9 protein-coding genes are annotated in these 12,340 nt (G+C 64.1%); 6 read left to right on the top strand and 3 right to left on the bottom strand.

Features of this window, described 5'->3' with window-relative positions:
• Positions 1-37 precede the first annotated feature (37 nt).
• The 5 genes from metK to CCZ28_RS14540 all read left to right on the top strand — a co-directional run bounded on the left by metK (position 38) and on the right by CCZ28_RS14540 (position 6,238).
• Positions 38-1,228 carry a methionine adenosyltransferase gene (gene metK / locus CCZ28_RS14520; RefSeq protein ID WP_140219057.1) on the top strand — a complete coding sequence of 397 codons (1,191 nt, stop codon included), beginning with the start codon at positions 38-40 and terminating at the stop codon, positions 1,226-1,228.
• A 171-nt stretch (positions 1,229-1,399) separates the two neighbouring features.
• Positions 1,400-2,029 (top strand): phosphatase PAP2 family protein, encoded by a 630-nt coding sequence (locus tag CCZ28_RS14525; RefSeq protein WP_140219059.1) that lies wholly within the window; start codon positions 1,400-1,402, stop codon positions 2,027-2,029.
• 129 nt (positions 2,030-2,158) lie between these two features.
• On the top strand, positions 2,159-2,788 hold the full coding sequence (locus CCZ28_RS14530; protein WP_140219061.1) for a phosphatase PAP2 family protein: 630 nt from the start codon (positions 2,159-2,161) through the stop codon (positions 2,786-2,788).
• 95 nt (positions 2,789-2,883) lie between these two features.
• Positions 2,884-3,927 carry a polyamine ABC transporter substrate-binding protein gene (locus CCZ28_RS14535; protein WP_140219063.1) on the top strand — a complete coding sequence of 348 codons (1,044 nt, stop codon included), beginning with the start codon at positions 2,884-2,886 and terminating at the stop codon, positions 3,925-3,927.
• Positions 3,914-6,238, top strand: coding sequence for a putative bifunctional diguanylate cyclase/phosphodiesterase (locus CCZ28_RS14540; protein WP_140219065.1), 2,325 nt, complete (start codon positions 3,914-3,916; stop codon positions 6,236-6,238). The genes CCZ28_RS14535 and CCZ28_RS14540 overlap by 14 nt, the downstream gene beginning before the upstream one ends.
• Positions 6,239-6,563: 325 nt before the next feature.
• Here the strand turns inward: CCZ28_RS14540 and CCZ28_RS14545 are convergent, their stop codons facing one another.
• From CCZ28_RS14545 to thiI, 3 genes are all read right to left on the bottom strand, one after another.
• Positions 6,564-6,953 carry a lysozyme inhibitor LprI family protein gene (locus CCZ28_RS14545; RefSeq protein ID WP_140219067.1) on the bottom strand — a complete coding sequence of 130 codons (390 nt, stop codon included), beginning with the start codon at positions 6,951-6,953 and terminating at the stop codon, positions 6,564-6,566.
• A gap of 157 nt (positions 6,954-7,110) precedes the next feature.
• The gene (gene typA / locus CCZ28_RS14550) at positions 7,111-8,928 is read right to left on the bottom strand and encodes a translational GTPase TypA (protein ID WP_058761476.1); all 1,818 of its coding nucleotides are present in this window, start codon (positions 8,926-8,928) and stop codon (positions 7,111-7,113) included.
• A gap of 156 nt (positions 8,929-9,084) precedes the next feature.
• Entirely contained in the window at positions 9,085-10,539 is a 1,455-nt protein-coding gene (thiI, locus tag CCZ28_RS14555; RefSeq protein WP_140219069.1) for a tRNA uracil 4-sulfurtransferase ThiI, read from the bottom strand.
• 385 nt (positions 10,540-10,924) lie between these two features.
• Here thiI and glnA point away from each other — a divergent pair, with 385 nt between their 5' ends.
• Positions 10,925-12,331: a glutamate--ammonia ligase gene (gene glnA, locus CCZ28_RS14560; protein WP_058761474.1), complete on the top strand. Its 1,407-nt coding sequence runs from the start codon at positions 10,925-10,927 to the stop codon at positions 12,329-12,331.
• Positions 12,332-12,340 lie beyond the last annotated feature (9 nt).

The following is a 12,340-nucleotide window of genomic DNA, read 5'->3' on the forward strand; positions in this document are numbered from 1 at the left end:
TCGGGCCCCTACCCCTTGGTAATTTAGGAACCGTTCGATGAGCGAATATTCCCTGTTCACCTCCGAGTCCGTCTCCGAAGGCCATCCGGACAAGATCGCCGACCAGATCTCCGACGCCGTGCTCGACGCCATCATCACCCAGGACAAGCACGCCCGCGTGGCCTGCGAGACCCTGGTCAAGACCGGCGTGGCCATCGTCGCCGGCGAAGTCACCACCTCCGCCTGGGTCGACCTGGAGCAACTGGTGCGCGACGTCATCGTCGACATCGGCTACAACAGCTCGGACGTGGGCTTCGACGGCGCCACCTGCGGCATCGTCAACATCATCGGCAAGCAGTCGGTGGACATCGCCCAGGGCGTCGACCGCAGCAAGCCGGAAGACCAGGGTGCCGGCGACCAGGGCCTGATGTTCGGCTACGCCTGCAACGAGACCGACGTGCTGATGCCCGCGCCCATCACCTTCTCCCACCGCCTGGTGGAGCGGCAGGCCGAGGCGCGCAAGTCGGGCCTGCTGCCCTGGCTGCGTCCGGACGCCAAGTCCCAGGTGACCTGCCGCTACGAAGGCGGCCAGGTGGTCGGCATCGACGCCATCGTGCTGTCCACCCAGCACAACCCCGAGGTCAAGTACGCCGACCTGCGCGAAGCCGTGATGGAGCTGATCGTCAAGCACGTCATCCCCGCCGAGCTGCTGCACAAGGATACCCAGTTCCACATCAACCCGACCGGCCAGTTCATCATCGGCGGCCCGGTGGGTGACTGCGGCCTGACCGGCCGCAAGATCATCGTCGACAGCTACGGCGGCATGGCCCGTCACGGCGGCGGCGCCTTCTCCGGCAAGGACCCGTCCAAGGTCGACCGCAGCGCCGCCTATGCCGGCCGCTACGTGGCCAAGAACATCGTCGCCGCAGGCCTGGCCGAGCGTTGCGAGATCCAGGTGTCCTACGCCATCGGCGTGGCCCAGCCCACCTCCATCTCGATCAACACCTTCGGCACCGCCAAGGTCAGCGACGAGAAGATCGTGCAGCTGGTGCGCGAGCACTTCGACCTGCGCCCCTACGCCATCACCACCATGCTCGACCTGCTGCACCCGATGTATCGCGCCACCGCGGCCTACGGCCACTTCGGCCGTCATCCGCAGGAAATCACCGTGGGCGATGACACCTTCACCACCTTCACCTGGGAACGCACCGACAAGGCCGACGCCCTGCGCGCCGCCGCCGGTCTGTAAAGCGCCCCACGGCGAAAGCCCCGGCCACCTTTGGTGCCCGGGGCTTTTTTCTGGGTCTGCCAAAGGGGTCCCAGCGCTTTCTTGCGCCAGTCCACAGGCTGGCACGGCCGATGCAACCTCTGGACGTCTGGCGGTCAGAATGCCTCGTCGTTTACAGGAGTCTGCTCATCCATGTGGCTGTTCATCACCAATTTCGGCGATTCCTCGGTGATGCTTCCCTGCGCCCTGCTCATCGCGCTGTGGCTGCTGGCCGGCCTGTCCGCGCGGGCGGCATCGCTCTGGTTGCTGCTGTTCGGTGCCGCGAGTCTCCTCGTGGCCCTGTCCAAGGTCGCCTTCTTCGGCTGGGGGCTGGGCATTCCGCGCCTGGACTTCACCGGTTTCAGTGGCCACTCCATGCTGGTGGGCAGTGTGCTGCCGGTGCTCGGCTGGCTGCTGGCCGGCCGGGCGCGGCCAGCGCTACGGCTGACCGCGACGGCCATCGGCGCGGTAGGCGCGCTGCTCATCGCCGTCTCCCGGGTGGTGCTGGGCTATCACTCGGTCTCGGAAGTGGTGACCGGCCTGCCCATCGGCTATGCCGCCAGCGGCAGTCTGCTCTGGCTGCTACGCGGCCAGCAGGTGGTGCTCAACCCGCGTCAGGCCGCCCTGGGCGCGAGTCTGCTCCTGCTGCCGCTGCTCTTGCTGCACGGCACCAACGCCCCGACCCAAAGGGTGCTGGAACGCCTGGCGGTGAAATTCGCCGACGAACAGAACCCCTGGACCCGCGCCCACCAAAGAGCCGGCGTGGCACCGTTGCAGAACTGATCGGTCAGACGTGGGTAAAAAGACGCCAGAAGGTGGCCGCAGAGGCGATGCGAGCGGTACCATGGGCGTCTTCGTTTTCTCCGTAGTCTCCTGGCGTGGCAAGTCGCGCCTTGAGTGAGAGCCCCGCCCATGAGCCTCTGGCCCTTCATCACCAACTTCGGCGACGCCACCCTGATGCTGCCCAGCGCCCTGGTCGTCGGTGTCTGGCTGGCCCTGGGTAGCGGTATGCGTGGCCTGCTGTTGTGGTTCGGCCTGTTCGCCGCCGCCTGCCTGCTCACCGCCGCTACCAAGATCGTGTTCTTCGGCTGGGGCCTGGGCAGCCGCGAATTGAATTTCACTGGTATCAGCGGCCATTCCATGCAGGCCGCCAGCGTGCTCCCCATGCTGGCGTGGCTGCTGTCCGGCCTGCGCAAGCGACGCGTCCTGGCCTTCTGGCTCGGCGCGGCAGCCGCGGTGCTGGTGGCCTATTCGCGGGTTCGGCTGGGTTATCACTCGCCCTCAGAGGCCATCTCCGGGACCGTTCTCGGTCTGGCGGTCGCGGCCCTGTGCCTGCGTCTACTACCGGAGCCGGCCGCCCTGCCGCCCGTGCAGGGACGGCCCCTGGCCTTGAGCCTGTTGCTGCCCTTGCTACTGGTACAGCACGGTGAACACGCCCCGACCCATACCTTGATGCAAAAGCTGGGAACCCTGGCTGCCGGCAACGATCGTCCCTACAGCCGGGCCGATCTGCATGCCCAAGCCTATTCGTCGATAAACTAACGTCATCCTTCTAGGCTCCTAGTGTTATAGGGAGAACGGTGCGCCAGAGGCGCGCATCGCCATGACTGTCGCTCGCTATCGCCCGGAAGACCAAGATGCGCCCACGACGGATCCTGCTGTCGCTGCTCTGGCTACTCGGACTGCCGCTCCCGCTGAGTGCAGAGCCGCTACAGCTCTATACCTGGGAAGGTTATTTCAGCGGGACCCTCTTGCAGCGCTGGGCGAAAATCGCCGACCGGGTGCAGGAAATCCATTTCGACAGCGGCGATGTGCGCGATGCCACCCTGGCGGGTGGCGATGCCGATATCGACCTGGTGGTGATCAACGCGGTGAGCGCCAACCGCCTCGGCCGGGACGGCCTGCTGCTGCGCCTCGACGAACGCAACATTCCCGCGCTCCGGGAAATCGATCCGCGTTGGCGCAACAGTTGTGGCGACTATGCCGTGCCCTATGTCTGGGGCACGCTGGGCCTGCTCTATCGTGCCGACCGGCTGGCCACGGCGCCCGACTCCTGGCGACAGCTGCTGCAACCCGCGGCAGCGCTGGACGGTCACATCGCCATGCTGGAAGACCATGACGACCTGCTGGTACCCCCGCTGATCACCCTGGGCGCAGCGATCAACAGCAACGATCAGGCGCTGCTCAAACGCAGCTTCGCCCTGCTCAAGGCCCAGGCACCCGCGGTTCTCACCTATCAGTACGTGGTCACGGCCATGCACAATCCGGCCTACAGCGACCGCATCGATCTGGCGCTCGGCTACAGCGGCGATCAACACCTGCTGAACATGGCGACATCCGGGCAACCCTGGCGCTTCGTCACGCCGCGCGAAGGTACCCTGCTCTGGGTCGATTGCCTGGCCATTCCCAGCCACACGGAGCACCAGGCCGAAGCCGAACGCTTCCTCGATTTCCTCAACCAGCCCGAGAACGCCCTGTTAGCCACCACCGAACTGCACCTGGCTACCGTCAACGCGGGCGCCCTGCGACTCTTGCCCGAGGCATTGCGCAAGGACCCCACCCTGTTCCCATCCGACGAGGTGCTCATTCACAGCCAGACCTTCCACGAAGGCCCGGTGGACGTCTCACAGACCCGACAACGTATCGCTGGCGCCCTGGTAGGTCGGCATGAGCCTCAATAGGCGTGCGCTACTGCTGATTCTGCCGGTCGCCCTGCTCTGCAGCCTCACGCTGGTCAGTCTGGGTTACAAGGTGCAGCGCGAGGCGGTGATCGGCCTCGAACGCTCGCGGCTCAACCACGATCTGGGCGCTCTGGTAACCGCTTACCATGAATACGCTCATTTCAGCCGCAGCCTGCTGTACGCCCTGTCCAACAGCCCGACCCTTGGTGCCTTTCTGCGTCAACTGGATGTCCCCTATCGCAAGGAGGCCATGGGCACCCAGATCCAACAGACCGTCACACAACTCGTCGGCAGCGATGTGCCGTCGCGCATCTCCTTCGCCATCGCCCGTCCGGATCGAAGCCTCGCCTACTACTACGAGTACAGCGACGATCCCTTCGCTCAGTTGAATCCGGCTCAGCGGCGACTACTGGAGCACCCCGCAAACAATTCGGAGTCCCTGGCTGAACGTCACGACGACCTGATCGAAGAAGACGGCCAGGCGTTGCTGGTCGCCAACACCGCGATCCTGCCCAGTACCGGCGCCGCGCCCATGCCCAGCCAGCGCGACCAAGCCATGACCCTACAACTGGCGGTGCGCCCAGACCGCATGGAAAATCTGCGCCACCGACTCGAACTCGCCTATGGCGCCCCCCTGACCATCACCTCGACGCCGCCGCCGATGCCAACGGGTCTCGCCGCGATGGAGCAACTGTCGCCCAGGCGCTACGTCCAACTGATCCCGGATCCGCGCCTACTGGAAGATCGCCTGACGCAACTGGCAACCCTCTACTTCGGCGGTGGCCTGGCGGTGACACTGATCTGCTTCCTGATCCTGGTGGTGCTGATCCGACGCTACATCACCGAGCCCGTTGCGCGCCTGGACAGGCAACTGACCGAAGTGCTGGATGGCGAACGCCAATCGCTCGATACGCCTCAAGAACCTGGCGAAATCGGTCACCTGGGCGGCAACATGAAGCGGCTGCACGACAATAACCTGACCATTCTCACCCAGCTGCGCAACGCCTTGCGCACCGATCCCCTCACCCAGATCGGTAATCGCCGTCACTTCCAGCTGACCGGCGAGCAATGGCTGGCCGAGGATGCCGCCCCCACGACCATCGCCCTGCTGTGCTTCGGCCTCGACCACTTCAAGTCGGTGAACGACCGCTTCGGCCATGCCGCTGGCGATGCCCTGTTGCGTGCCCTGGCACAACGCACCCAGGGACTCATCGACACCCAACCGGAATTCGGCGGGGCGGTGTTCACCCGCCTGGCCGGTGACGAATTCGCCATCCTGATGCGCGGTGAGCGGGCGGGCTTGCATGCCCTGCAACTGGGTGAGCAACTGCAACGCGCCCACCACCACGGCACCCTGCTGGGCGAGCGGCGCTATGCGGTCAGTTTGAGCCTCGGACTCACCGCCCTGGAAGATCCGCCGAACCTGGCGGAACTGCTGGCTCAGGCGAATCTGGCCATGGACGAGGCCAAGGCCAAGGGCGGCAACCAGCTGGTGCGCTTCACACCCCAGCTCGCCGCCCAGCAGCGCCGATTGGATCTGCTCGACGAACAGCTGCGCCAGCTGGATCCGGATAGCGAATTCCATCTGGAATACATGCCCGCCGTGGATGCCCAGGGGCGGGTACGTTCGGTCGAAGCCCTGGTGCGCTGGACGTCGCCGACGCTGGGCAAGGTCTCGCCGGCGGAATTCATTCCCATCGCCGAACGCCAGGGCCAGTTCCGCTGGATCGATCGCTGGGTCATCGACCGTGCCTTCCAAGACTACCCCGAGCTGGCCGAGGCCCTGGGCGTACAGCCGATCCTGTCGATCAACCTGTCCTCCGCGCAACTGGATCAGGCCGACATCGTGCCCTACCTCAAGGAACGAGCTCGGTACCACCGGGTGGATCCCACGCAGATCGAGCTGGAGTTCACCGAGACCTTCGCTGCGGAACTGAACGAGTGCACCCTGACCCTACTGCGGGAGCTACGCAGCGCCGGCTTCCGGGTCGCCATCGACGATTTCGGCGTGGGCTACACCTCCATCCAGCAGGTCACCGACTATCCCGCCGACACCATCAAATTCGACCGCCTCATCGTAGAGCGCCTCGGCCATCCCGGCAACCAGGCCAGTCTGGATGCCCTCGTCGCCTTCTGCCATGCCCGCGACGCCCAGGTGATCGCCGAAGGCGTGGACACCCTCCTCAAGCAGCAGTGCCTGGAGCAGGCCGGTTGCGACCTGCTCCAGGGCTTCCTGATCTGCCCGCCGCGATGCCTGCACGACCTGCGCGAATGGCAACGCCAGCGTCAAGGCCTTTCGAGCCGCGCCTAGCGTGATGCTTCGGAATTCATCTACACAATTCTGGCGGCGCTCTTTGCCCGCAGCGGCGGATCGCCCTGGGGGGGCGTTGCCACCCCTCGCCATAGCCCTGCCATGACTCGTCGCGGCGCCTGGCCCAGTCGGAGCGCCGAACCGTCCCAAAATCACTCGCCCAGTCTTGCGCGAACGTTTGAAACACCACTGTAGATGCCGTCGATACGAAGCCTAGTCTTGCATCGCGGCCATGGGCCGCTCCTACGGATACATCGGGACCCGTAGGAGCGGCCCATGGCCGCGATGCAGAGGCTACGGGCCCATAGGCCTACTACTAAAGCCCTCACTGACCTAGCCTGCCCGCCTCGCAGCCGGTGCTGGCGCATTCGCGCAGGCGCTCCTTGAGCATCTCCAGGCGGTTCTCGGTGAGGGTGACGGCGCAGTCCAGATTGACGAAGTAGCCATCGGCCTCTTCACGGGAGCACTGGCTGTCGCGCTGCTTGATCCAGGCGAGCTGGCCCTGCTTGAGCAGCGCCTGCTGGTCGACCGGCAATAGCTTGCGCAGCTCGCCGTAAGTCTGATTCAACGACTTGTCGCTCTGGGCGAACAGATTGCTCGCGCAGTAGACGGTATCGAAGGCGTTGCGCGGCGTACCGCAGCCGGCAGCCTGGGCACCGGTGACGAGGGCGAGACCGGCCAGGGTCAGGGTGGCGGCGAAGGTGATTTTCAACATGGCAGCATCCTGCAGCTAGGGCCGTCCGACGTGGCGCACCCGAGGCCGCCAACGCTAGCAAAAGCGCGGCCCGGCGCCCACGGCGAGCGCTGTCGACCGCGGCACGCGAGCAACAAAAAAGCGCCCGAAGGCGCTTTCTTGCATTACCGAAACGCGATCAGACCTTGGAACGCTCGAAGCGCTTGCGGTCGTTCTCGTTCAGGTACTTCTTGCGCAGGCGGATGGACTTGGGCGTCACTTCCACCAGCTCGTCGTCGGCGATGAATTCCAGCGCCTGCTCCAGGGTGAACTTGATCGGCGGCACCAGGGCGATGACTTCGTCCTTGCCCGAGGCGCGCATGTTGTCCAGCTTCTTGCCCTTGGTGGGGTTGAGCACCAAGTCGTTGTCACGGCTGTTGATGCCGCACAGCTGGCCTTCGTAGATCTCGTCGCCCGGGGCCAGGAACAGCTTGCCGCGGCTCTGCAGGGTTTCCAGCGAGTAGGTCAGCGCGGTACCGGTGGCCATGGACACCAGCACGCCGTTCTGACGGTTGCTCACTTCGCCGGCCTTGATCGGGCCGTAGTGGCTGAAGGTCGAGGTCAGGATGCCGCTGCCCGAGGTCAGGGTCAGGAAGTTGTTCCGGAAACCGATCAGGCCACGCGCCGGGATGGTGTATTCCAAGCGGATACGGCCCTTGCCGTCGGGGATCATGTTGGTCAGATCGCCCTTGCGCAGACCCATCTGTTCCATCACCGAGCCCTGGTGCTGCTCTTCGATGTCGATGGTGACGTTCTCGTAGGGCTCCTGCTTCTCGCCGTCCTTCTCGATGATCACCACTTCCGGACGGCCCACGGCCATCTCGAAGCCTTCACGGCGCATGTTCTCGATCAGTACCGACAGGTGCAGCTCGCCACGGCCGGAGACCTTGAACTTCTCGGCCGACTCGCCCGGCTCGACGCGCAGGGCCACGTTGTGCAGCAGCTCCTTGTCCAGGCGGTCCTTGATGTTGCGGCTGGTGACGAACTTGCCTTCACGACCGGCGAAGGGCGAGTCGTTGACCTGGAAGGTCATGCTCACGGTGGGCTGGTCGACGGTCAGCGGCGGACGGGCTTCGACGTTCTGCGGATCGCACAGGGTGTCGGAGATGAACAGCTCGTCCATGCCCGAGACGCAGACGATGTCGCCGGCTTCGGCTTCGGCCACTTCCACGCGCTGCAGGCCGGAGTGGCCCATGATCTTGAGAATACGACCGTTACGCTTGCTGCCGTCGTCGCTGATGGCCACCACCGGGGTGTTGGCCTTGATGCGGCCACGGGCGATGCGGCCGATGCCGATCACGCCCAGGAAGCTGTTGTAGTCCAGCTGGGAGATCTGCATCTGGAAGGGACCGTCCACATCGACCTGGGGCGCCGGGACGTGGTCGACGATGGCCTGGAACAGGGCATCCATGTTGTCGTCCATCTTCTCGTGGTCCAGACCGGCGATGCCGTTCAGGGCGCTGGCGTAGACGATCGGGAAGTCCAGCTGCTCATCGGTGGCGCCGAGGTTGTCGAACAGATCGAAGATCTGGTCGATGACCCAGTCCGGACGCGCGCCGGGACGGTCGATCTTGTTCACCACCACGATCGGACGCAGGCCGGCCTTGAACGCCTTCTGGGTCACGAAACGGGTCTGCGGCATGGGGCCGTCCTGGGCGTCGACCACCAGCAGCACGGAGTCGACCATCGACATCACGCGCTCCACCTCGCCACCGAAGTCGGCGTGGCCGGGGGTGTCGACGATGTTGATGTTGTAGTCCTTCCACTTCAGCGCGGTGTTCTTGGCCAGGATGGTGATGCCACGTTCCTTTTCCTGGTCGTTGCTGTCCATCACCCGCTCGTTTTCCGCTTCTTTGCGGTCCAGGGTGCCGGACAGGCGCAGCAGCTTGTCGACGAGGGTGGTCTTGCCATGGTCGACGTGCGCGATGATGGCGATGTTGCGTAGATTCTCGATCACAGTGGTGTTCTCGGTATAGAAATGAAGGAGCTTCAGCCAGCAGGCTGACAGCTGGAGATTGCAAAGACGCGAAACGCGGCCGACGGCGTGGGGCCGGCCGGCTAGCGGAGGTCGGGAGGGCGGTGGCGGATACTGCCACCCAGCAGGCCCGGCTGCTTAGGCCGGACGATAAACGCGCACATTGGCGTGCCCTTCGGTGAGCAGGTGATGGGCGTGCAGCCGGCTCATCACCCCGCGGTCGCAATAAAGGAGGTACTGGCGGCTGTCGTCCAGTTCCTTGAAACGGCTGTTCAGGGCGAAGAAGGGCATGGCCTGCACTTCGATGCCCGCAAGTTCCAGCGGCGCCTCTTCCTGGGCGTCGGGATGGCGGATGTCCACCACGATCTGACCTGGCAAGGGCTGTGCCAGCTCTTCGACCTGCACGTCCTTGCCCAGCTCTTCGATCACCTTGTCGACGGTGATGAAGCGAGCGCGCTCCAGGGCGGCGTCAAGCACCGCCATGTCGAACTTGCCTTCCTCGTGCTCCACCCGGAAGCCCTTGGCCTTGGTGGTGGGATTCACCGAGATGACGCCACAGTATTCCGGCATGTGCTTGGCGAAGTCGGCGGTGCCGATGCGCTCGGCGGTATCGATGATGTCCTGCTTGTGGCTGGCCAGCAGCGGGCGCAGCACCAGGGTATCGGTGGCCTTGTCGATCACCGCCAGGTTGGTCAGGGTCTGGCTGGAGACCTGGGAGACGGCCTCGCCGGTCACCAGCGCCTCGATCTGCAACTGCTCGGCGATGCGGCTGGCGGCACGCAGCATCATGCGCTTCAAGATCACGCCCATGTGGCTGTCGTCGCACTGGGTGAGGATCTGCCCCACCACCTCCTCGAAGGGCACGCTGATGAACAGCACGCGCTGGGAGCGACCGAATTTCTCCCACAGATAGTGCGCCACTTCCATCACGCCCAATTCGTGGGCACGCCCGCCGAGATTGAAGAAGCAGAAGTGGCTGACCATGCCGCGCCTCATCATCTGGTAGGCGGCCACGGTGGAATCGAAGCCACCGGACATCAGCACCAGCACCTGCTCCAGGGCCCCCAGCGGATAACCGCCCAACCCCTCGTGATGCTGGTCGATGATGAACAGCTTCTGGTCGCGGATCTCCAGGCGAACGTTCACCTCGGGATTCTTCAGGGCGATGCCGGCACCGCCGCAGCGCTCGCGCAGACCACCACCGACGTAGCGCTCCACGTCCATCGAGGAAAAGTCATGCTTGCCGGCGCGCTTGCAGCGCACCGAGAACACCTTGCCACGGACCCGCTCGCCGAAGTGGCGCTCGCACAGGGTGAGGATGGTCTCGAAGTCGCCCAGCGGATACTCGTGCACCTCGAGGAACTGGCCGATGCCGGGGGTACAGGCCAGGCGCTGCTTCATCTCCGCCAGCAGGCGCGGCTCGCTGACCGCGGTGTCGAGGGTGACGTTGTCCCACACCCCATCGACCAGCACGTCCGGATCCAGATCACGCAGCACGACCCGAATGTTCTTCACCAGCTGGCGAATGAAATTCTTGCGTACCGGACGACTCTTGATGGTGATTTCCGGAAAGACCTTGATGATGAGCTTCATGAACGGGAGACGGCGTGCGGGAAACGCGAAAGAAAAGGGCCAAGATCATACCTGAAAACCGCCGCGGACTCGAATCGAGCCGACAAAATCACCTAAAGCCCCATTTAAGTGCATTTCTAAAATTCAAAGCACCAAACAGGTGCGATCATGCGGCATCGACAGGCCTGAAAACGCCGCGAGATACGGTGGCAAGCCGCTCCAGCCCATTTGAGGGCACTGGCATACAACTTGCTCTCTTGTGAGGCAGCCGCCCCTGAGCCAGCATAGGGCGCTTTTCGTCGAATGCCGGTCGTGGACCGCGCAGCACGGGAGCGCCCCTCAAGGGCACAGCTGATACCGGGAGTACCGCCAACCGCTCCCGGCCGAAATTCCTCTGGAGGAAACCATGTCGAAGGCTGTTCAACTGATCAAAGAAAACGACGTGAAGTGGGTAGACCTGCGCTTCACCGACACCAAAGGCAAGCAGCAACACGTCACCATGCCGGCGCGTGACGCGCTGGACGAGGACTTCTTCGCCCACGGCAAGATGTTCGACGGCTCCTCCATCGCCGGCTGGAAAGGCATCGAAGCCTCCGACATGATCCTGCTGCCCGACGACAGCACCGCCGTCCTGGACCCCTTCACCGAAGAGCCGACCCTGATCCTGGTCTGCGACATCATCGAACCCTCGACCATGCAGCCCTACGAGCGCGACCCCCGCGGTATCGCCAAGGCCGCCGAGGAATACCTGAAGTCCACCGGCATCGGCGACACCGTGTTCGTCGGCCCGGAGCCCGAGTTCTTCATCTTCGACGAAGTGAAGTTCAAGTCGGACATCTCCGGCTCCATGTTCAAGATCTTCTCCGAGCAGGCGTCCTGGAACACCGACGCTGACTTCGAAAGCGGCAACAAGGGCCACCGTCCGGGCGTCAAGGGCGGCTACTTCCCGGTTCCGCCAGTCGATCACGACCACGAAATCCGTACCGCCATGTGCAACGCCCTGGAAGAGATGGGCCTGACCGTGGAAGTCCACCACCACGAAGTGGCGACCGCTGGCCAGAACGAGATCGGTGTGCAGTTCAACACCCTGGTCAAGAAGGCCGACGAGACCCAGACCCTGAAGTACGTCGTGCACAATGTGGCCGATGCCTACGGCAAGACCGCCACCTTCATGCCCAAGCCCCTGTACGGCGACAACGGCTCCGGCATGCACGTGCACATGTCCATCTCCAAGGATGGCAAGAACACCTTCGCCGGCGAAGGCTATGCCGGTCTGTCCGATACCGCCCTGTACTTCATCGGCGGCATCATCAAGCACGGCAAGGCCCTGAACGGCTTCACCAACCCGTCCACCAACAGCTACAAGCGTCTGGTGCCCGGCTTCGAAGCCCCGGTCATGCTGGCCTACTCGGCCCGTAACCGTTCCGCCTCCATCCGTATCCCCTATGTGTCGAGCCCGAAAGCCCGCCGCATCGAAGCCCGCTTCCCGGATCCGGCTGCCAACCCCTACCTGTGCTTCGCCGCTCTGCTGATGGCTGGCCTGGACGGCATCCAGAACAAGATTCACCCCGGCGATGCAGCCGACAAGAACCTGTACGATCTGCCGCCGGAAGAAGGCAAGAAGATCCCGCAGGTCTGCGGCAGCCTGAAGGAAGCCCTGGAAGCCCTGGACGCCGGTCGTGCATTCCTGACCAAGGGCGGCGTCTTCACCGACGAGTTCATCGATGCCTACATCGAGCTGAAGTCCGAGGAAGAGATCAAGGTGCGTACCTTCGTGCACCCGCTGGAATACGACCTGTACTACAGCGTCTAATCCCGCTGC

The sequence above is a fragment of the Pseudomonas oryzihabitans genome, from assembly GCF_006384975.1.
Lineage (GTDB): Bacteria > Pseudomonadota > Gammaproteobacteria > Pseudomonadales > Pseudomonadaceae > Chryseomonas > Chryseomonas psychrotolerans_B.